The organism is Variovorax sp. P1_H2 (genome assembly GCF_056405295.1).
Genome location: NZ_JBFUCJ010000127.1, coordinates 1 through 19,340 on the forward strand (window position 1 = coordinate 1; position 19,340 = coordinate 19,340).

At 68.3% G+C, this 19,340-nt stretch carries 20 protein-coding genes and 1 riboswitch; of the genes, 19 read left to right on the forward strand and 1 reads right to left on the reverse strand.

Annotated features, from left to right (window positions below; translation table 11 throughout):
• Window positions 1–2,535: DUF748 domain-containing protein (locus AC1D2E_RS29830; RefSeq protein WP_478200750.1), on the reverse strand; the 2,535-nt coding region annotated here is incomplete at its 3' end.
• 592 nt (window positions 2,536–3,127) lie between these two features.
• Between AC1D2E_RS29830 and AC1D2E_RS29835 the strand changes: the two genes are divergently transcribed.
• The 19 genes from AC1D2E_RS29835 to tolA all read left to right on the forward strand — a co-directional run bounded on the left by AC1D2E_RS29835 (window position 3,128) and on the right by tolA (window position 19,159).
• Complete coding sequence (locus tag AC1D2E_RS29835; RefSeq protein ID WP_478200751.1) at window positions 3,128–3,961, forward strand: lytic transglycosylase domain-containing protein; 834 nt, start codon at window positions 3,128–3,130, stop codon at window positions 3,959–3,961.
• A 34-nt stretch (window positions 3,962–3,995) separates the two neighbouring features.
• A riboswitch (ZMP/ZTP riboswitch) is annotated at window positions 3,996–4,125 on the forward strand.
• Between the two features lie 41 nt (window positions 4,126–4,166).
• Window positions 4,167–5,411, forward strand: coding sequence for a serine hydroxymethyltransferase (glyA, locus tag AC1D2E_RS29840; RefSeq protein ID WP_478200752.1), 1,245 nt, complete (start codon window positions 4,167–4,169; stop codon window positions 5,409–5,411).
• A 16-nt stretch (window positions 5,412–5,427) separates the two neighbouring features.
• A complete protein-coding gene (gene nrdR / locus AC1D2E_RS29845) occupies window positions 5,428–5,871 on the forward strand; it encodes a transcriptional regulator NrdR (protein ID WP_478200753.1) in 444 nt (147 codons plus the stop codon).
• 164 nt (window positions 5,872–6,035) lie between these two features.
• Complete coding sequence (locus tag AC1D2E_RS29850; RefSeq protein WP_478200754.1) at window positions 6,036–6,608, forward strand: GspH/FimT family pseudopilin; 573 nt, start codon at window positions 6,036–6,038, stop codon at window positions 6,606–6,608.
• Window positions 6,596–7,138 (forward strand): type IV pilus modification protein PilV, encoded by a 543-nt coding sequence (gene pilV, locus AC1D2E_RS29855; RefSeq protein ID WP_478200755.1) that lies wholly within the window; start codon window positions 6,596–6,598, stop codon window positions 7,136–7,138. The genes AC1D2E_RS29850 and pilV overlap by 13 nt, the downstream gene beginning before the upstream one ends.
• Window positions 7,125–7,919, forward strand: a complete 795-nt coding sequence (locus tag AC1D2E_RS29860) for a PilW family protein (RefSeq protein WP_478200756.1) — start codon at window positions 7,125–7,127, stop codon at window positions 7,917–7,919. Before pilV ends, AC1D2E_RS29860 begins: the two co-directional genes overlap by 14 nt.
• A gap of 8 nt (window positions 7,920–7,927) precedes the next feature.
• Complete coding sequence (locus AC1D2E_RS29865; RefSeq protein WP_478200757.1) at window positions 7,928–8,632, forward strand: pilus assembly PilX family protein; 705 nt, start codon at window positions 7,928–7,930, stop codon at window positions 8,630–8,632.
• A 15-nt stretch (window positions 8,633–8,647) separates the two neighbouring features.
• Window positions 8,648–10,843: a pilus assembly protein gene (locus tag AC1D2E_RS29870; protein WP_478200758.1), complete on the forward strand. Its 2,196-nt coding sequence runs from the start codon at window positions 8,648–8,650 to the stop codon at window positions 10,841–10,843.
• Entirely contained in the window at window positions 10,840–11,280 is a 441-nt protein-coding gene (locus AC1D2E_RS29875) for a type IV pilin protein (protein WP_478200759.1), read from the forward strand. The genes AC1D2E_RS29870 and AC1D2E_RS29875 overlap by 4 nt, the downstream gene beginning before the upstream one ends.
• Before the next feature lie 64 nt (window positions 11,281–11,344).
• A complete protein-coding gene (gene ribD, locus AC1D2E_RS29880) occupies window positions 11,345–12,442 on the forward strand; it encodes a bifunctional diaminohydroxyphosphoribosylaminopyrimidine deaminase/5-amino-6-(5-phosphoribosylamino)uracil reductase RibD (protein WP_478200766.1) in 1,098 nt (365 codons plus the stop codon).
• 43 nt (window positions 12,443–12,485) lie between these two features.
• Window positions 12,486–13,139, forward strand: coding sequence for a riboflavin synthase (locus AC1D2E_RS29885; protein WP_478200760.1), 654 nt, complete (start codon window positions 12,486–12,488; stop codon window positions 13,137–13,139).
• On the forward strand, window positions 13,136–14,296 hold the full coding sequence (gene ribBA / locus AC1D2E_RS29890) for a bifunctional 3,4-dihydroxy-2-butanone-4-phosphate synthase/GTP cyclohydrolase II (protein WP_478200761.1): 1,161 nt from the start codon (window positions 13,136–13,138) through the stop codon (window positions 14,294–14,296). Before AC1D2E_RS29885 ends, ribBA begins: the two co-directional genes overlap by 4 nt.
• Window positions 14,296–14,760: a 6,7-dimethyl-8-ribityllumazine synthase gene (ribH, locus tag AC1D2E_RS29895; RefSeq protein WP_478200762.1), complete on the forward strand. Its 465-nt coding sequence runs from the start codon at window positions 14,296–14,298 to the stop codon at window positions 14,758–14,760. Before ribBA ends, ribH begins: the two co-directional genes overlap by 1 nt.
• The gene (gene nusB / locus AC1D2E_RS29900; RefSeq protein ID WP_478174311.1) at window positions 14,757–15,290 is read left to right on the forward strand and encodes a transcription antitermination factor NusB; all 534 of its coding nucleotides are present in this window, start codon (window positions 14,757–14,759) and stop codon (window positions 15,288–15,290) included. The genes ribH and nusB overlap by 4 nt, the downstream gene beginning before the upstream one ends.
• 14 nt (window positions 15,291–15,304) lie before the next feature.
• The gene (locus AC1D2E_RS29905; RefSeq protein ID WP_478200763.1) at window positions 15,305–16,504 is read left to right on the forward strand and encodes a pyridoxal phosphate-dependent aminotransferase; all 1,200 of its coding nucleotides are present in this window, start codon (window positions 15,305–15,307) and stop codon (window positions 16,502–16,504) included.
• Window positions 16,505–16,508: 4 nt separating this feature from the next.
• Window positions 16,509–17,024 carry a tol-pal system-associated acyl-CoA thioesterase gene (gene ybgC / locus AC1D2E_RS29910; RefSeq protein ID WP_478200764.1) on the forward strand — a complete coding sequence of 172 codons (516 nt, stop codon included), beginning with the start codon at window positions 16,509–16,511 and terminating at the stop codon, window positions 17,022–17,024.
• Complete coding sequence (tolQ, locus tag AC1D2E_RS29915) at window positions 17,021–17,734, forward strand: protein TolQ (protein ID WP_478174314.1); 714 nt, start codon at window positions 17,021–17,023, stop codon at window positions 17,732–17,734. Before ybgC ends, tolQ begins: the two co-directional genes overlap by 4 nt.
• A 16-nt stretch (window positions 17,735–17,750) precedes the next feature.
• Window positions 17,751–18,188 (forward strand): ExbD/TolR family protein, encoded by a 438-nt coding sequence (locus AC1D2E_RS29920; RefSeq protein ID WP_478174315.1) that lies wholly within the window; start codon window positions 17,751–17,753, stop codon window positions 18,186–18,188.
• A complete protein-coding gene (tolA, locus tag AC1D2E_RS29925) occupies window positions 18,188–19,159 on the forward strand; it encodes a cell envelope integrity protein TolA (protein WP_478200765.1) in 972 nt (323 codons plus the stop codon). Before AC1D2E_RS29920 ends, tolA begins: the two co-directional genes overlap by 1 nt.
• The last annotated feature ends 181 nt before the right edge of the window (window positions 19,160–19,340 follow it).

Here is a 19,340-nt window from a genome sequence, read left to right on the forward strand (position 1 = left end):
CTCCTGCGGCGGCGCTGGCGGCGCCGGGCCCCGCGCCCGCGCCGTGCGCGGACGGCTGGTGGTCGTGGTGGTGCCACCCAGGCTGCGCTTGGTTTCGACCTCGGTCGCCGGCGCTTCCTCTTCCGCCGGCTGCCCGGGCTTCTTGACCAGGTACTGCAGGTTCAGCTTGCCCGTCGGATCGATGATCACGCGGGCGAAGAAGTCGGTCAGCGAGGTCTCGCCCACATCGACCGCGAGCGGCGCGCCCGGCACCATGTTCACCTGCAGGCCGCGCAGGCCCAGTGTTTTCCAGCTCAGCAGCTGCCGGTTGCTCGACAGGCCCGGGGCCTGGGTCAGCACCCCGCTGTTGGCGCGGAAATCATCCACCGCGGTGTCGCCAGCCAGCCGCACGCTGAGGCCGGCGGGCAGGGTCGCGACCTTGACCGTGCCCCGGTAGCTGGCGAAGGCGCGGCGTATGTCTATATTGAGCGCGTCCGCGTAGTAGGCCTTGAAGGCATGGGCCGGCAGCGATGCCACCAGCAGCCGCCCTTCGGCCGCGATCGGCTGCAGCACCAGGTTGCCGTCGTACTCGAAGCGCCCCGCCTCCGCGCGACCGGCCGCGATGCGCCCGGACAGCTTGAGCGGAGAGACCGTGGCTGTGTTCGGCGTCAGCTTCTGGGCATTCACCTGGAGCGCGTTGATCTCGAAGGCCACCGGCGTGGCGCCGGCGTTGTCGGCATAGGACAGGGTGCCGTTGTCGACCGCCACCTTGGCGATGGCCAGTTGCCACGGCCGGGTGTTGGCGCCCGCCGGCGCGCCTTCGGCCGCCTTCGGGTCCTTCGGCGCCGCGACCTTGGCGGCCTCGGTCGCACCCGGGCTGCCGCCCGCCGGTACCTTGAGCCAGCGCTCGAACATCCAGCGCTTCTCGTTGTCGCGCTCGATCGAGACCTTCGGATTGGAGGCGGTGAACGAGGCGATCGTGAGCGTGTGCTTGGTCATGTCGGCTTCGGCGTCGACCAGCTCGAAGCGGCCGACGCTGGCCAGCGCGGTCTTTTCCTTGGTCAGCGCAAGCCCCTCGGCGATCACGCTGCGCGCCTTGAGCCTGAGGTCGGGGTTGCTCCACTCGACGTCGACCTTGCCGCTCAGCTTGCCGTCGAGCGAAGGCTCGAGGCTCTGGGCCAGGTACGGCGCGGCCAGCGACAGCGGCAGCGCCTCCAGTTCGGCGGCGACCGAAGCCCGCTTGTCGGTGGCTTCGCCGCTGAACTTGAGCGCCGCGCCGCCGACCGAGGTCGATCCGCTGAAGGTGGCCGGCTTCTCCATGGGCCAGGTCGCGCCCTGGGCCTCGATCGCCAGCTGCTTGACGTCGATGGCGGCGGCGGGCTGGGTGGTCTGGTCGCGCCAGCCGATGCGCCCCTCCTTCAGGGCCACCTTGTCGACCTGGATCCGCCAGGCCGGTGGCGGGTCGGCCTTGGCGGCGCCGTCGGCCGCCGGGGCCGGGGCCGATGCCGCCTTCTCGGTCTCGCCGGTGGCACGATCGGTCGCCAGCAGATTGAGGCGCCCGGCCGCGTCGCGCGCCACGACCAGTTCGGGTCCGGCCAGCGCCACCTCGCCCAGGTGCGCCATGCGTTCCAGCGGCCTGACGTCGGCCAGCGCGATCCTGAGCGAATCGAAGCCGAGCAGGTCGCGCCCCTTCGAATCCGCGATCTTGACGCCATTGGCCGCGACGCTGCCGGTGATCTTGAGCCCGGCTGTCGCCGTCTGCTCGAAATCAATCTTCAGGTCGGCATCGAGCTTGCCCGCCTGCAGCGCGACCGGCAGGCCGCCCGGGATGTAGCCCAGGTAGGGCACCAGGTCGAGCCCCTCGAAGCTGATGTGGGCGTCGGTCTTGCGGTTGTCGGCGAAGGGCGTCGACTGCGCGGCCGTATCGAACTTGCTGCCGTTCAGGACGAAGGCCAGCTTCGGCTCGGTCTTGATCTCCCGCTTCGAGGCCAGGTTGCTGAGAAAGGGCACGCTGAGCGCGAAATCGCGCAGTTCATGCCTGCGCTTGACGGTCTCGTCGACGAAATCGACCGCGCCGTCGGTGACCGCGATGTTGTAGATGGCGAAGCGCGGTGCTTCTTTCTTGGGCGCATCGGGCGGCTCCGGCGCCGGCGTCAGCCTGGCCAGGATGTCGTCGATGTCGTAGCGACCATCCGCCAGGTGCGTCAGCGCAATGGCGGGCGCCTCGATCCGGACCGCGTCGATCACCGGCGCCAGGCGCAGGATCGACTGCAGCTCGGCATCGAGGTAGAGGCGCCTGACCGCCACCTGGGGCTGCTTGCCGTCGGCGGTGGCGATGCGCAGGTCATTCACCGCGAGTTCGAGCGTCCAGGGCTTGAAGTCGATCTTGCCCACCGTGACCTGGCGACCCAGCTTCTCGCTGGCGATCTTCTGCACCTGCCCCTTGACGATCGGCGGCACCGCCAGCCAGGCGATCAGCCAGACCGCCAGCAGGATCAGCAGGGTCACTCCCCCGCGCCGCACCCATTTGTTCTGTTTCAGCAAAGCAGCGTTCATCGGGGAGGAGTGTGCCCCAAACGCCATGGGGCGCCCACAAACAGAAAGCCCGGCGACTCGACGCGAAGTCAAGCCACCGGGCTCGATGGCGGGCGCAACGCCCATGCCATCTTTTCGCTCGACCGGAAGTTCAATCGTTCCGGTCATGCTGGCAGCAAGGGATTGCCACCGTTGGGCCGCAGCCGCTGGACTGTCGGATTTCTCCTCGAGCCACTGGACCTTGGTAGACGCCTGATAGCTCAGGCGGTTTCAGCGTACGCGCTCACGGCGGTGATTGCAAATGGCGTTTTCAATGGACCTTCATTCATCGATTCGCGCACTATTTCATACATTTATTACATCAAAATCGGAATATCAAATTTAGTTCTTATTCTTGACTGGGTATTTAGCCACTCCTAGAATCCCAATCTTTCCCGAGCCGCCAAGCGGCCGGACCCTCCGAATCCGCTGCCGGCATCTGCCGGCTTGATCAGGCAGCCGCGCTCTCTCCCCTTTTTCGCGCGGACCTGATTCGTACCAATCCAAGCGCCGCTTCCCTTCTTCTTCGCCCGTCGTGGCGTTGCGATCGGGTGCCGCACAGAAAGGAAGAGCGATGAAACAGGCGTTAGATGCCACAGCCCGCGGGCTCCGGACCTTCGTGTCCGATGTGGTCGACGGCTTCTTCGAGATCACCCACAACAGCTTTGCCCTGCTCGGCCTGGCGACCGTGTTCGCGGTGCTGGCGCTGGCCGCCCGACCCGACCTGCGTCAGACCGGCGAGGAGCAGCTGATGGGCTGGCTGCAGTCCCGCAAGCCGGCGCCCGAAGCCACCGACCTCGAGCCCACCGCGATCGAGCGCACCACCGCGGCCAGTCCGCACGAGCTGCCGAAGCAGCAGGCCGCGGTCGCCTACTGGCTGAGCAAGAAATACCGCGTGGCCGCCGAGCCGCTGAGTGTGCTGGTCGCCGAGGCCTTCGATCTCGGCAAGAAGACCAAGCTCGATCCGACCCTGATCCTGGCCATCATGGCGGTCGAATCCAGCTTCAACCCCTTCGCCCAGAGCCAGGTCGGCGCCCAGGGCCTGATGCAGGTCATGACCCGGGTCCACGGCGAGAAATATGAAAGCGCCGGCGGCACCCTGACCGCCTTCGACCCGGTGACCAACATGCGCGTCGGCGTCAAGGTGCTGCAGGAATGCATCGCCCGCGCCGGCTCGCTCGAGGGCGGCCTGCGCTACTACGTCGGTGCGGCCAACCTCAACGACGACGGCGGCTACGCCGGCAAGGTGCTGGCCGAGCACGAGCGGCTGCGGCAGGTGGCGGCCGGCCGTGCCCCGGCCGCGACGCCGCCGGCGCCGCGGGCCAACCCGGTCCAGGTGGTGGCGCCGCCGAACGCGCCGAAGCGCGCCGAAGCCGACCCGCAGGTCGCTCTCCTGGGCGATTCCTAGGTCTTTGGCGACGGTTCGCGCTGTCGGCTACACTCGGCCAGCACGCGACTGGCGATAGGCGCAACCCTTATCAGGTGCATTGCGCTGACGTGGACTACCACTGGGAAGCGTGCCGCCTGCATTCTTGATCGGCAGGTGTTCAGCCGTTCGCCTGGGCAGCCCTTGTTTGGTTGAAGAACAAGGACCATCGTCTTGAAGGACTGCCATGTACCACCGCAATATCCTGGTCGAACAGACCGATCCTGAAATCTGGGCTGCCATCCAGGCCGAGAACGCCCGCCAGGAACACCACATCGAGCTGATCGCGAGCGAGAACTACGCCTCGCCGGCGGTCATGGCGGCCCAGGGCTCGCAACTCACCAACAAGTATGCCGAGGGCTATCCCGGCAAGCGCTACTACGGCGGCTGCGAGCATGTCGACGTCGCCGAGCAGCTGGCCATCGACCGCATCAAGCAGCTCTTCGGCGCCGACGCCGCCAACGTGCAGCCGCATTGCGGCGCCTCGGCCAACGAAGCCGTGCTGCTGGCCTTCCTGAAGCCCGGCGACACGATCATGGGCATGAGCCTGGCCGAAGGCGGCCACCTGACCCACGGCATGCCGCTCAACATGAGCGGGAAGTGGTTCAACGTGGTGAGCTACGGCCTGAACGCCGAAGAAGCGATCGACTACGACGCCATGGAACGCAAGGCGCACGAGCACCTGCCCAAGCTGATCATCGCGGGTGCCTCGGCCTACTCGCTGCGGATCGATTTCGAGCGCTTCGCCAAGGTGGCCAAGGACGTCGGCGCGATCTTCATGGTCGACATCGCCCACTACGCCGGGCTGGTGGCCGCGGGCGTCTACCCGAACCCGGTGCCGCACGCCGACGTCGTCACCTCGACCACCCACAAGAGCCTGCGCGGCCCGCGCGGCGGCATCATCCTGATGAAGTCGCAGCACGAGAAGGCGATCAACAGTGCGATCTTCCCGGGCCTGCAGGGCGGCCCGCTGATGCACGTGATCGCAGCCAAGGCAGTGGCTTTCAAGGAAGCGCTGTCGCCCGAGTTCAAGGCCTACCAGCAGCAGGTGGTCACCAACGCCCGGATCGTCGCCGAGACGCTGACCGAGCGCGGACTGCGCATCGTCAGCGGCCGCACCGAGAGCCACCTGATGCTGGTCGACCTGCGCGCCAAGGGGATCACCGGCAAGGAAGCCGAAGCCGTGCTGGGCGCCGCCCACATGACGATCAACAAGAACGCGATCCCGAACGACCCCGAGAGGCCGATGGTTACCAGCGGCGTTCGCATCGGCACGCCCGCGATGACCACCCGCGGCTTCAAGGACGAGGAGGCACGCGCCACCGCCAACCTGATCGCCGACGTGCTCGACAACCCGCGCGACGCGGCGAACATCGACGCGGTCCGGGCCAAGGTGCATGCGCTGACCAGTCGCTTCCCGGTTTACGCCTGAACACGAGCCGCCCTGCATGAAGTGCCCCTTCTGCGGTCACCTCGAAACCCAGGTCGTCGAGACCCGGGTGTCGGAAGACGGCGACTTCGTGCGGCGCAGGCGCCAATGCGGCGCCTGCGACAAGCGCTTCACCACCTATGAACGGCCGGACGTCAACTTTCCGGTGGTGGTCAAGAAGGACGGCAGCCGGGCCGACTTCGACACCGCCAAGGTGCGGGCCTCGATGATGCTGGCCCTTCGCAAGCGGCCCGTGAGCATCGAGCAGATCGACAACGCGCTGCTGCGCATCGAGCAGAAGCTGCTGTCCAGCGGCTGGCGCGAGATCGAATCGACCAAGGTCGGCGAGCTCGTGATGCGCGAGCTCAAGCGGCTGGACAAGGTGGCCTACGTGCGCTTTGCTTCGGTCTATCGCAGCTTCGAGGACGTGGACGAGTTCAGGCAGTTGCTTAGAGATATTTGAGGTCGACGCGCGACGGCTTCTGCGCCCAACTTCCTTAATCATCGGACACAATCGTCCATAACTGTCGCTTCTCTCGCCATTTCTCCCGCTCGTCGGTAGATTTTCGCCGCAGATCGACTAGAGCTTCGCGTAGCGGCCAGTGGGCCCCTAGCATCCGGGCCGCCATGCCCGTTCTACTTCCCGCCCTGCGCCGGCCTCTCGCGCCATCCCTGGGGTTCACCGCCGTCGAACTGATGGTCGTGATCGCCATCGTCGCGATCCTCGCGGGGTTGGCGATGCCGAGCTTCGGCGGGATCATCGACAGATACCGGCTGCGCCTCGCCAGCGAGGAAATGACCGCCACGATCTACCTGGCAAGGTCGGAAGCGCTGCGGCGCGGCGGCAACGTCACGCTTCGCAAGACGTCGGCGAGCGGGTGCTCCGACCGGGGAGTCACCGACTGGAGTTGCGGCTGGCTGTTGTTCGCCGATGCCGACAACAACGGTGTGCTCGGTCCCGGCGAGGAACTGATCCAGGCCTGGCCTGCGCCTGAGGGCGTGGACGCAGAAATCCACCTGCCCGGTGCGTCACCCTACGTCCGGGTGAATCGCTGGGGACGGTTCGGCAGCAGCCTGGGCATCTTCAGCATCACGTTCCGCCCCGCCGGCAACGCCGAGAAGTCCGCGGCGCTGGTCCTGTGCATGTCCGCGGGCGGACGGCTGCAAACCATTCAGCGGGCCGAACGATGCCCCACCTGAGCCGCCAGGCCGGCCTCACGCTGCTGGAATCGCTCGTGGCGGTCGCGATCCTCGCCGTCGCGGTACTCGGCATGCTCGGCGCGCAGTTGCGCACGCTGGCCGACACGCAGACCAGCGTCCGTCGCGCACAGGCGGTCCGGCTCATCGAGGATTTCGCCGAGCGCATCAAGACCCATTCCGATGGTTTCCGCCGACTGGATGCCTATGTCACCGACTGGGACGCCATGCCCGCGGCGCCCGACTGCCAGACCATCGCCTGCGATCCTGCGACGCTCGTGCAGTGGGACCTCGCCGTCTGGAAGCAGGCGCTCGCCAACACCCTGCCCCTCGGCCAGGGCAGTGTTTTCGAATCCGGCAACGAAACAACGCCCGGATTGAAGCAGCAGCTGGGCGTGATGGTGGCATGGCGCGCCAATGAACGCGCAGCCGACGACAGCGCCTACGCGAAGCCCTTCACCATCGACCCATCGGCCGCCAAGGTCGTCTGCCCGGCAGGCCTGGTCTGCCACCTGGTCCATGTCCAGCCCTGATTCTCGGCCGATCCGAAGCCGTCGCGAGCAAGGCCTGAGCCTGATCGAACTGCTCGCGGGCATGGTCGTCGGGCTGCTGGTCGTCACGGCGGCCCTCGGCACGCTGCTGCTGTCGCGCGAGGCCGCCAGCAGCGTCAGCGACCTGAGCCAGTTGCAGCAGCAAGGCGCCTACGCGTTGCACGTGATCGGCATGCAGCTTCGGCAAACCGGCGCGATGGACGCGGTTCGGGACGACGCCACCGGGCTCTACGCGTTCGGCAACCACCGCGCGAAGGCGGGTCGCACGGACTTCGCGGTGTTCGGCGTCGACGGCCAAGGCGCGGCGACCGACAAGGTCTCGGTCGCTTACGCTCCAGCCGCGTGGTCGAACTCGACTGCGGCAGCGAATGGCGCCGTCTCGAAGCTGCCGGGGCAGTTCGACTGCAGCGGCTCCAGCGTGCACGGCGCCGACCGCGTGGAGGCGACCTTCGAGGTCGATGCCAAGGGGCAGCTCACCTGCACCGGTCGAACCAGGCAGCCAGTGATCCGCGACATCGCGGACTTTCAGCTCGGCTACCGCGTCGATACCGGCAAGGGCGTTCAGATCATGGAAGCCCGTGYGGTCGAAAGCATGAAGCTCTGGGGCGCCGTCACCGCCATCGAAGTCTGCCTCGACCTGCAGGGCAGCGAAAAAGGCCCGGATCTCGGCCTTTCCTACAAGGGTTGCCAAGGCACCGGCAGGCCCCGCAACGGCCATGTCCATCTGGTGTTCCGCAACGTCTTCAGCTTGCGCACGCAATGAGGCAGGCCATGCAAGGCAGCTCTTCCCGCCCGCGCCAGCACGGCATCTCGCTGTTCGTCGTCCTGGTGATGGTGCTGCTGATCACGCTGCTGGTGCTGGGTTCGTCGCGCATCGCCCTGCTCAACGAAATGGCGACCGGCATCGACAGCGACCATCAGCGCACGCTCGAAGCTGCTCACGCCATGGTCCGCGATGCGGAATTCGACATCAAGGGAGAGGGCCCGGACGGCTCGCCCTGCGCAGCCGCCGGCTGCCGTCCCTGGGGCGTCCTCGATGCCGCCGGCGACCGGATCTTCTACCCCACGAGCGCCCGCGAACTGCTGGATTTGCAGGGGGCGCTCGGTGCGAACAATCCGTCCTGCGCGGCAGGCATCTGCGTGCCCGACAGGGTGCCGGCGCAATTCTGGACCGACAAGGCGGCGCTGGATGCCATGAAGAAGGTGGCGGCCTCCTATGGCGCCTACACGGGCGCGCAAGCGACCGACGCCGGGAACCCGCTCTTGTCTTCCGGTCCAGGGCAGCGGGCCTGGTACTGGGTCGAATTGCTGCCCTACGACACCGCCGCGGCGAGCGAAGGCGGCCTCGCGGAAGCGCTCGCGCCCGACAGCACCACGCCGTACATCTATCGGATCACCGCCGTCGCGCAAGGCATCAAGGCGGCAACGCAGACGGTGGTTCAGACAACGCTGGTCTGGAAGAAGCAACGGTCCTGAGGACAAGGACGAACATTGGAGACCAAACTCGCCATCTTCGGGGCCGCGCTTCATGCCGCGATCGCGGTCGGCGCCTGGCCGACACCCGGGCTCGCTGCCCCGCTCGACTTGAGCACGGCGCCCGCAGGCGGTGCCTCGCCAAGGGCGGCGGGAGACGCGCCGCAAACGACCACCAGGACGGCGGCGTCGATCGCAAGCTCGCGTTCGGCGCGGCTTGATTCGGCCCTCTTCGCGGTCGCCTATGACGCGACCCACTGGAGCGGCTCCGTGACGGGCTACAAGATCCTCGGCACGTCGGCCCGGCTCGATGCGGCCGGGCTCTGGGGCGATCTCCCCGCCGCGCCCGCCACCGCCGCGGAGCCCGCCAAGCCGGCACGGCCGCAATCCACCGCCACGCGGATGGATGCGCACGACGGCGAATGGCCCGCGGCCCGCCTGGTTCTGTCGGCGCGCACGGCAGACAGCGCCGGCTCCATGGTGGGAATCTCATGGGAGTGGCCGGCACTTTCGCAAGCCCAGCAGACGGCGCTCAAGACCGTCGACGGCAGGCTCGACACCCGTCCTGAGGCCGACGCCACCGCCAGGGATCGCATGGCTTATGTCCGGGGCGACCGCAGCAAGGAGCAATCGGCCAGCCCCGCCGGCCCCTTCCGCACGCGCGCCTCGCGTCAAGGCGATATCGTGAACTCGAAGCCCTGGTATCTCGCGGGCAAGCCGTCGAACGCATATGCGCTGGAGGACTATGCGGGCTTCCGCAGCGCCAGTAGCTCGCGCGCGCCGATGCTCTATGTCGGCGGCAACGACGGCATGCTGCACGGTTTCGATGCCGCTTCGGGCGAAGAGAAGATCGCCTACCTGCCCGAAGGCCTGCATCCCAAACTCGAGTCGCTGACGAATCCAGGCTACCGGCACGCCTACTTCGTCGACGGCTCGCCGCTCGGCGGCGACCTGTATCTCGGGCCGCCGGGCAGCCGGGACGCGAGCCGATGGAGAACCTACCTGGCGGGCTTCCTCGGCGCCGGCGGCAAAGGGTATTTCGTGCTCGACATCACCGACCCGCGCGCATTCGACGCGGCCAACGCCGCCGCGCTGGTGGTGCTGGACCGCACCGGCACCGACGCCATGGACCGGGATATCGGGCACATCCTGAGCGAGCCCGTGATGGAGGCCGGCGACCCGTCGATCTCGCGGCAGATCACGCGCATGAACGACGGCCGCTGGGCACTGGTCATGGGCAACGGCTACAACAGTGCCGACGAGAAGGCCGTGCTGCTGATCCAGTACCTCGACATGGGCAAGGAACTGGTCAAGATCACGGCCGACGCACGCGCGGGCCGCGGCAACGGTCTTTCGGCGCCGCGCCTGATCGACCTCGACGGCGACGGCACGCCCGACTTGGCTTACGCGGGCGATCTGCTCGGGAACCTCTGGAAGTTCGATCTGCGCGCCGCTTCCCCGGCCGAGTGGAAGCTTGCGTTCTCCGGCGTTCCCTTCTTCGTCGCGACCGATGGAACACCCGCCGGATCGGTGCAGGCGATCACGTCGGCACCGGTCTGGAAGGCGCATCCGGAAGGTGGCCTGATGCTCGCCTTCGGCACCGGGCGCGAGCTCACGGTCGCGGATCGGCTGGACGGCCAGGTGCAGACGGTCTATGGCGTCCACGACGACACGGCGATCAGCCGCGCCACGCCGGCACAGCGTGCCGCCGGCGCTGCCGCTCTCAAACTGGACGAAGGAAAAGGCCCGGTCGCTGGGGGCCGCGGCCAGTTGGTGGCCCAGACGGTCAGCGCCGGCACGGTGTCGTCGAATCCCGTCCACTACACGGGGAGCGAGGCCCGCAGAGGCTGGTTACTGGACCTGCCGGTTGCGCGCGAGCGCGTGCTGCACAACCCCGACTGGTTCGAGGGCGACCTGATCGACGTCTGGAGCACGGTGCCGGCATCGGCCGACGGCGATCTGGCGGCCAGCGCCGCGAAAAGCTATCGCACCACGCTGGACATCATCAACGGCTCGGCACCGAAATCCCGGCTCTACGCCGACACACCTTCGGTCGCGGCCGGACAAGCTTCGCGCGTCGAAGCAGGTCTCGGTGTCGGGATTCGAAGCGCCACCAAGGAAATCGGCGTGAACGCGCCCGGAATGCCGGCGCCGGCCACCCGCCATCGACTCGGCAGGATCACCAAGCGCCCGAGCTGGCGCCAGCTGCAATGAAAGACCGGCGCCGGCCCAGGCGGCGGACGGGTTTCACACTGATCGAGGTCATGGTCGTGGTCGCGCTCGTCGCCATCCTGGCGGCGATCGCGCTGCCGAGCTATCACGAAGCGGTTCGACGCAGCCAGCGCGCCGAGGCCCGTGCCGGGCTGCTGAAGGCCGCCCATTGGCTCGAACGCGTCGCGACCGCCACCGGCAGCTACCTCAAGGACGAGGCGGGTTTTCCGGAAACGTTGAAAACCGTGCCCTCCAGCGCCTACGCCATCGGCTTCGAACCCGCGGACGCCAAGGGCAGCGGCTACACTTTGACGGCAACCCCCCGGGGCGCCCAGGTCGGCGACAAATGCGGCGGCTACACGCTCGACCAGACGGGGCTTCGGGGACTCGCCTCCCCCGGCGCTTCCGACGACCTCAAGACGGAATGCTGGAATCGCTGAAAGTCCGACCCTGAGCACGCTCACATCCCCCTGCCCACCCGAGGCGCTTTCGCCGGCCGAAGCGATCCGGCTGGCGATCTCGCTGGCCCATGGCGCCAGCACCACGGCGCCGCCGAATCCAGCGGTCGGCTGCGTCATCCTCGCGCCCGATGGCCGCATCGTGGGCACCGGCCGCACGCAGCACGCCGGTGGCCCGCACGCCGAAGTGATGGCCCTGCGAGATGCCGCGGCGCGTGGCGCCTCCACGACCGGCGCGACCGCCTTCGTGACCCTCGAACCCTGCTCCCACCAGGGCCGCACCGGCCCTTGCTGCGACGCGCTGGTCCGGGCCGGCATCGGCCGCGTCGTGGCCTCCATCGCGGACCCGAATCCGCTGGTCGCGGGCCAGGGTTTCGAGCGCCTGCGCGCCGCGGGCATCGACGTCGAGATCGGACCGCAGGCCAGCGAGGCGCGTGAACTGAACATCGGCTTCTTCAGCCGGATGGTCCGCAAGACGCCCTGGGTCCGAATGAAGGCCGCCGCCTCCCTCGACGGCAAGACCGCGCTGGAGAACGGCACCAGCCAATGGATCACGAGCGAAGAGGCACGGGCCGACGGCCATGCCTGGCGGGCCCGCGCCGGCGCGATCCTCACCGGCGTCGGCACGGTATTGGAAGACAACCCGCGGCTCGACGTTCGCCTGGTCGAGACCAGCCGCCAGCCGCCGCTGGTGATCGTCGACAGCCGCCTGCAGACACCGCCCGACGCGCGGCTGTTCGAGATCGACCGCAAGGTCTGGATCTACGCGGCCGCACGCGACGAAGACAAGGCGCGCGCGCTGGAGGCCCGCGGCGCCTCGGTCCACTGCCTTCCGAACACCGACGGCAAGGTCGACCTGGCCGCCCTGCTGCGCGACCTGGCCGTGCGCGAAGTCAACGAACTGCACGTCGAGGCCGGCCACAAGCTCAACGGTTCGCTGTTGCGCGAGGGCCTGGTCGACGAAATACTGCTGTACCTCGCGCCCAAGTTCATCGGCGAAGGCCTCGGCATCGCCAGCCAGCCCTATGCGGGCGGCGCCCTGAGCGCGCTGGTCGACGCCCTGGCGCTCGAATTCCGCTCCTTCGAGCCGATCGGCCCGGACCTGCGAATCGTCGCCCGAGTCGCCGGACGGGACAAGTTTTAGCGGCCGATTCGAGCGACCCTCTCATCTCTGCGAAAATGCGCCGATGTTCACCGGAATCATCACCGGCGTGGGGCGCATCGCCGCCGTCCACGACCTCGGCAGTTCTTCCTCTCACGGCAAGCGTCTCAGCATTGCGGTGCCCGACGGCTATCTGGACGACGTCGGGCTCGGCGACAGCATCGCGCTCAACGGCGCCTGCATGACCGTCACCGGCCTCGACCCCGCGCAACAGCAGTTCACCATCGACATCTCGGCCGAATCGCTGGACAAGACCGCCGGCCTGTCGGAAGCGCAGACGCGGGTCAATCTCGAAAAGGCGCTGCGTGCCAGCGACCGGCTGGGCGGCCACATCGTCTCGGGCCACGTCGACGGCATCGGCACGGTGAGCCGCTTCGAACCCATCGGCGAGAGCTGGGAGCTGCGCGTGCTGGCACCGCCGGCGCTGGCCCGCTTCCTGGCCTACAAGGGCTCGATCACCATCAACGGCGTCAGCCTCACGGTCAACAGCGTGAACGACGTCGCGGACGGCAGCGAAGTCAGCATCAACCTGATCCCGCACACGGTCGAGAACACCGCGCTCGGCGGCCTGAAGGCAGGCAGCCGCGTCAACCTCGAGATCGACACCGTCGCCCGCTACGTGGAGCGCATGCTCCAGGCCGGCGCCATCCAACCACCCACCCAAGACAAGCTCCCATGAATGCATCCGTCACGCCGATCGGCGCCCCGCGCAGCGGCCGCGCCCCCGCGCCGATCTCCCCGGTCGAAGACATCGTGGCCGAACTGCGCGCCGGCCGCATGGTGATCCTGGTCGACGAGGAAGACCGCGAGAACGAAGGCGACATCGTGCTGGCCGCCGACCATGTGACGCCCGAGGCGATCAACTTCATGGCCCGCCATGCCCGCGGCCTGATCTGCCTGACGCTCTCGCGCGAGATGTGCGAGCGGCTCCAGCTGCCGCCGATGGTGGCGCGCAACGGCGCCAAGCATTCGACCGCCTTCACGGTCTCGATCGAGGCCGCCGAGGGCGTGACCACCGGCATCTCGGCCGCCGACCGCTCGCGCACCGTGCAGGCGGCGGTCGCCCCGAACGCGGTCGCGTCCGACCTGGTCCAGCCCGGCCACATCTTCCCGCTGCAGGCGGTCGATGGCGGCGTGCTGATGCGCGCCGGCCATACCGAAGCCGGCTGCGACCTGGCGGCCATGGCCGGCTGCTCGCCGGCCTCCGTGATCTGCGAAGTGATGAACGAAGACGGCACGATGGCGCGCCTGCCCGACCTGCAGCTCTTCGCCGCCGAGCACGACATCAAGATCGGCACCATCGCCGCCCTGATCGAGCACCGCAGCCGCACCGAGACCCTGGTCGAGAAGGTCGGCTGCCGCGAGATCCAGACCGCCTGGGGCCCGTTCACGGCCCACGCCTTCAAGGACAAGCCCAGCAAGGGCGTTCACCTGGCGCTGGTGCGCGGCAAATGGAATGCCGACGACACGGTGGACGTGCGCGTGCACGAGCCGCTGTCGGTGCTCGACGCGCTCGAACTCAACCGCGCCCTTCACTCCTGGAGCCTCGACGCCAGCCTGGCGCACCTCGCGGCCCAGGGCAAGGGCGTGGCAGTGCTGCTGAACTGCGGCGAGACCGGCGCCGAGTTGCTGTCGCAGTTCGACGGCACGGCACGGCCGGCGCAGGCGCCCGAACGCGGCCGCATGGACCTGCGCAGCTACGGCATCGGTGCCCAGATCCTGCGCGCATGCGGCGTCCACCGCATGAACCTGCTGGGTACGCCGCGCCGCATGCCCAGCATGGCGGCCGGCTACGGGCTGGAGATCGCCGGCTACATCTCGAAGGACGAACACTGATGCAACACGCGAACAAAGGCGCCGACGTCGCGCTCGACGGCAAGGGCCTGCGCATCGGCATCGTGCAGGCACGCTTCAACGAAGACATCACGGATGCGCTGGCCAAGGCCTGCCTGGACGAGCTCGCGGCCCTCGGCGTCACCGACGACGACATCGAGCATGTGAGCGTGCCCGGCGCGCTCGAAGTCCCGATCGCGCTGCAGGCCATGGCCGAGCGCGAGTGCTACGACGCCCTGGTCGCACTGGGCTGCATCATCCGCGGCGAGACCTACCACTTCGAACTGGTGGCCAACGAATCCGGCGCCAGCGTGAGCCGGGTGGCGCTCGACTACCGCATCCCGATCGCCAACGCGATCCTGACCACCGAGAACCTCGAACAGGCCGTGGCGCGACAGACCGACAAGGGCCGCGACGCCGCGCGCGTGGCCGTCGAGATGGCGCAGCTGCTCGCCACCCTTTCATGACCGACGACACCCAAGCACCCAGCGGCAAGCCGCGCCAGACCCGCACCGGGCTCACCAGCACCGGGGCACGCAAGGCCTCCGCCAAGTCCAACCGCAGCCGGGCCCGCGAGTTCGCGCTGCAGGCGCTCTACCAGCATCTGGTGGGACGCAACGATGCGGCATCGATCGACCAGTTCACGCGCGACCTGGCCGGCTTCCACAAGGCCGACGCGGCGCACTACGACGCACTGCTGCACGGCTCGATCGAAAGCGCCGAAGAGCTCGACGCCCTGATCGTGCCGCTGCTCGACCGCAAGCTGGAGGAAATCTCGCCGATCGAGCACGGCGTGATGTGGATCGGCGTCTACGAGTTCAAGCACTGCCTCGACGTGCCCTGGCGCGTGGTGCTCAACGAATGCATCGAGCTCGCGAAGGAATTCGGCGGCACCGACGGCCACAAATACGTCAACGCGGTGCTCAACGGCCTGGCGCCCCAGCTGCGTCCCGACGAGGTCGAGGCCGACCGCTTGACGGGCAAGGCCAAGCCATGAGCGCCGCGGGCCGTATGAGGATTTCGAAGCGCGCCGAGCGCATCGAACCCTTCTACGTGATGGAGGTCGCCAAGGCGGCCTCGAAGCTGGCGCGGGAGTTCGCCCACACCGACCGGCCGATGATCTTCCTGAACATCGGCGAGCCCGACTTCACGGCGCCGCCGCTGGTCCAGGAAGCGGCCGCGCGCGCGGTCCGCGCCGGTGCCACGCAGTACACCCAGGCCATCGGCCTCGATCATCTGCGCGAGCGCATCAGCGCCTGGTACGCCGAGCGCTTCAAGGTCGACGTGCCGGCCCGCCGCATCGTCATCACGGCCGGCGCTTCGGCCGCATTGCAGCTGGCCTGCCTGGCGCTGATCGAGGCCGGCGACGAGATGCTGCTGCCCGATCCGAGCTACCCCTGCAACCGCCACTTCGTGACCGCCGCCGACGGCCGCGCGGTGCTGGTGCCGACCACCGCGGCCGAGCGCTTCCAGCTCAGCGCCGCCAAGGTCGAGGCGGCCTGGACCGAGCGCACGCGCGGCGTGCTGCTGGCCTCGCCCTCGAACCCGACCGGCACCTCGATCGCACCCGACGAACTGCGCCGCATCCACGAGGTGGTGAGCGCGCGCGGCGGCATCACCTTGATCGACGAGATCTACCTCGGCCTCTCGTACGACGACCAGTTCGGCCAGACCGCACTGGCGATCGACGACCAGGTCATCAGCATCAACAGCTTCAGCAAGTACTTCAACATGACCGGCTGGCGCCTCGGCTGGCTGGTGGTGCCCGATGCGCTGGTGCCGGCGATCGAGCGGCTGGCGCAGAACCTCTTCATCTGCGCCAGCACGGTGTCGCAGTACGCGGCGCTGGCCTGCTTCGAGCCCGACAGCATCGCCGAATACGAACGCCGCCGCGCGCAGTTCAAGGCGCGGCGCGACTGGTTCATCCCGCAGTTGAATGCGMTGGGCCTGCAGGTGCCGGTGATGCCCGACGGCGCCTTCTACGCCTGGGCCGACTGCACCTCTTTCGCCGAGAAGCTCGGCATCGACGGCAGCTGGGATTTCGCCTTCGAGGCCATGAAGCAGGCCCATGTCGCGGTCACACCGGGGCGCGACTTCGGCAGCGACCAGACCGGACGCTTCATCCGCTTCTCGACCGCCAGCTCGATGGCGCATCTCGAGGAGTCGGTGGCTCGTCTGCGCGCCTGGGCCGGCGCCGCCGTTGCCGCCTGACCGCATGAGCGCAGCGCCGGGCCGCCCCAAGCAAGCTCGCACCGCAGTGCAAGGCACGGAGTTTTCCTCATGCTTTGCGCTGCCCATTCGCGTCTACTGGGAAGACACCGATGCCGGCGGCATCGTGTTCTATGCCAACTACCTGAAGTTCATGGAGCGCGCCCGCACCGAATGGCTGCGCTCCCTGGGCATCGCCCAGCGCCAGCTGCGCGAGGACAGCGGCGGGATCTTCGTGGTCAGCGAGACGCAGCTCAAGTACCACCGTCCGGCCCGGCTCGACGATGAACTGCTGGTTACAGCCGAGCTGCGCCAGATCGGTTCGGCGTCGTTGATAATCGCCCAGCGCGTGCTATCAAATTCGGAGCAAAGCGCGGCATCGGGCCCCGCGCTGTTGTGCGAAGGCACGATCCGCATCGGCTGGGTCGATGCGGCCAGCCTGCGTCCCGCGCGCATCCCGCGCCAGGTTTCGGGAACCCTCGAGCGCAACGCCCGCTCCATGTCTCAACCTCTCAAGCCATGAATCAACAAGACCTGTCGATACTCTCCCTTCTGCTCCACGCCAGCCTGCCGGTGCAGCTCGTGGTGCTGCTGCTGATCGTGGTGTCCGTCGCCAGCTGGGCGGCGATTTTCCGCAAGTACTTCGCGCTCAAGCGCACGCGCTCGCTCAACGAGGATTTCGAACGCGACTTCTGGTCCGGCACCAGCCTCAACGAGCTGTTCTCCTCGGCCGCCCAGAACGCCAAGTTCGCGGGTCCGATGGAGCGCATCTTCGCCTCCGGCATGCGCGAGTACCAGAAGCTGCGCGAGCGCCACGTGTCCGACACCGGCACCCTGCTCGACGGCTCGCGCCGTGCCATGCGGGCCAGCTACCAGCGCGAGCTCGATGCGGTCGAGCAGAACCTGTCCTTCCTGGCCACGGTCGGCTCGGTCTCGCCCTATGTCGGCCTGTTCGGCACGGTCTGGGGCATCATGCACGCCTTCACCGGCCTCGCCGCGCTGGCCCAGGTGACGCTCTCGACCGTCGCCCCGGGCATCGCCGAAGCGCTGGTCGCGACCGCCATCGGCCTGTTCGCCGCGATCCCGGCGGTCGTCGCCTACAACCGCTTCGCGCGCGAGATCGACAAGATCGCGATCGCGCTCGAGACCTTCATCGAGGAGTTCTCGAACATCCTGCAGCGCAACCTGACGGCCCACGTGAATCCGGCGACGGTCACCCCGGCCGGCCGCTGAACGGGAGCATCGCACCATGCCCGCCATGTCCTCCCGCGGCCGCGGCCGCCGCACGATCAACGAGATCAACATGGTCCCGTTCATCGACGTGATGCTGGTGCTGCTGATCATCTTCATGGTCACGGCGCCGCTGATCACGCCGAGCGTGATCAACCTGCCGAGCGTCGACAAGGCCAACAAGCAGCCCGACCGTCCGATCGAGATCGTGATCAAGAGCGACGACGAGGTGCAGATCAAGAAGGACCCGTCGACCGGCAGCGGCGGCAGCTCGATCCCGATGACGCAGATCGGCTCTGCGGCCAAGCAGGCGCAGGGCGGCGACGGCGACCGCCCGGTGGTCATCAGCGCCGACAAGACCGTCAAGTACGAAACCGTGGTGAAGGCCATGAACCAGCTCAAGCGCAGCGGCATCGAGCGCGTCGGGCTGTCGGTGCAGACCACCGGCGCGAAGTGATGTCGCTCGCCGCCGACCGCCCCGAATTCGCGCCGCCGCCGCAGCGCGGCACGCCGCGCGCCGTGCTGCTGGCGCTGATCGCCCACGCGCTGCTGATCGCCGCGCTGACCTGGGGCGTGAGCTGGCGCCGCGAGGCGGAGAACGACGCGGTCGAGGCCGAGCTGTGGTCGTCGACGGTGCAGCAGGCTGCGCCGCGCGCCGTTGCACCCCCGGTCCCCGTGCCGCCGCCCCCAACCCCGACACCGGCCCCACCGCCGCCCCCGCCTCCCCCGCCGCCGCCCCAGGCGGTCCGGCCACCGGAGCCGACACCGGCGCCGAAGGCGCCCGACATCGCCCTCGAACGCGAGAAGAAGCTGAAGGAGCAGAAAGAGCGCGAGCGCGAACTCGAGCAGCAGGCCCAGCAGCAGAAGAAGCTCGAGGCAGCGAAGAAGGCGGCGCAGGAAAAGCGCGAGGCCGAGGCCCGCGAGCGCGCCGAGGAAGAAGCCGAGCGCAAGAAGGAAGAGCAGAAGAAGCTCGCCGACCAGAAGCGCAAGCAGGAGGCGGAGGCCGCCAAGCAAGCCGAAGCCGCGAAGAAGAAGGAAGCCGAGGCCAAGCAGGCGGCGCAGGCCGCGGCCGATCGCGCGGCCACGCTGAAGCGCATGCAGGCGATGGCCGGCTCCGGCGGCGAAGGCACCGCGGCGAAGTCCTCGGGTCCGTCGGGCAGCTACGGCGGCAAGGTGGCCGCGGCGGTGCGGCCCAATGTCGTGTTCCCCGACGCTGACCTGGTCAGCGGCAATCCGGGTGCCGAGTTCGATGTCCGCCTGGCACCCGACGGCACCATCGTCGGCACCCCGGCACTGGTCAAGTCGAGCGGCCTGGCGAACTGGGACGACGCCGCCCTGCGCGCCTTGCAGAAGACCGAGAAGCTGCCGCGCGACATCGACGGCACGGTGCCGGCACGGCTGCTCGTGACCTTGAAGCCGAAGCGCTGAAGGTCACGCTCGGCCTGGCCTTCCCCTCAGTGCTCCACCACGTGCTCGCGTGACCCGCGACGCATGAAACCGGCGCAGTTCGATACCAGGGATACCGCGGAACCGGCTTTGCCGGGCCGCCGGTATCGCCCCCCTTCAGGGGGGAGGCGCCGCAGGCGCTTCGGGGGGTGTTTCATTTCAG

Coding starts and splice junctions, on each gene's coding strand:
- AC1D2E_RS29865 (WP_478200757.1), top strand. CDS start 7,928: ATGCAAGGCAGCTCTTCCCGCCCGCGCCAGCACGGCATCTCGCTGTTC.
- nusB (WP_478174311.1), top strand. CDS start 14,757: ATGACCGACGACACCCAAGCACCCAGCGGCAAGCCGCGCCAGACCCGC.
- nrdR (WP_478200753.1), top strand. CDS start 5,428: ATGAAGTGCCCCTTCTGCGGTCACCTCGAAACCCAGGTCGTCGAGACC.
- tolQ (WP_478174314.1), top strand. CDS start 17,021: ATGAATCAACAAGACCTGTCGATACTCTCCCTTCTGCTCCACGCCAGC.
- AC1D2E_RS29875 (WP_478200759.1), top strand. CDS start 10,840: ATGAAAGACCGGCGCCGGCCCAGGCGGCGGACGGGTTTCACACTGATC.
- glyA (WP_478200752.1), top strand. CDS start 4,167: ATGTACCACCGCAATATCCTGGTCGAACAGACCGATCCTGAAATCTGG.
- AC1D2E_RS29850 (WP_478200754.1), top strand. CDS start 6,036: ATGCCCGTTCTACTTCCCGCCCTGCGCCGGCCTCTCGCGCCATCCCTG.
- AC1D2E_RS29920 (WP_478174315.1), top strand. CDS start 17,751: ATGCCCGCCATGTCCTCCCGCGGCCGCGGCCGCCGCACGATCAACGAG.
- pilV (WP_478200755.1), top strand. CDS start 6,596: ATGCCCCACCTGAGCCGCCAGGCCGGCCTCACGCTGCTGGAATCGCTC.
- tolA (WP_478200765.1), top strand. CDS start 18,188: ATGTCGCTCGCCGCCGACCGCCCCGAATTCGCGCCGCCGCCGCAGCGC.
- AC1D2E_RS29835 (WP_478200751.1), top strand. CDS start 3,128: ATGAAACAGGCGTTAGATGCCACAGCCCGCGGGCTCCGGACCTTCGTG.
- AC1D2E_RS29885 (WP_478200760.1), top strand. CDS start 12,486: ATGTTCACCGGAATCATCACCGGCGTGGGGCGCATCGCCGCCGTCCAC.
- ribH (WP_478200762.1), top strand. CDS start 14,296: ATGCAACACGCGAACAAAGGCGCCGACGTCGCGCTCGACGGCAAGGGC.
- ribBA (WP_478200761.1), top strand. CDS start 13,136: ATGAATGCATCCGTCACGCCGATCGGCGCCCCGCGCAGCGGCCGCGCC.
- ybgC (WP_478200764.1), top strand. CDS start 16,509: ATGAGCGCAGCGCCGGGCCGCCCCAAGCAAGCTCGCACCGCAGTGCAA.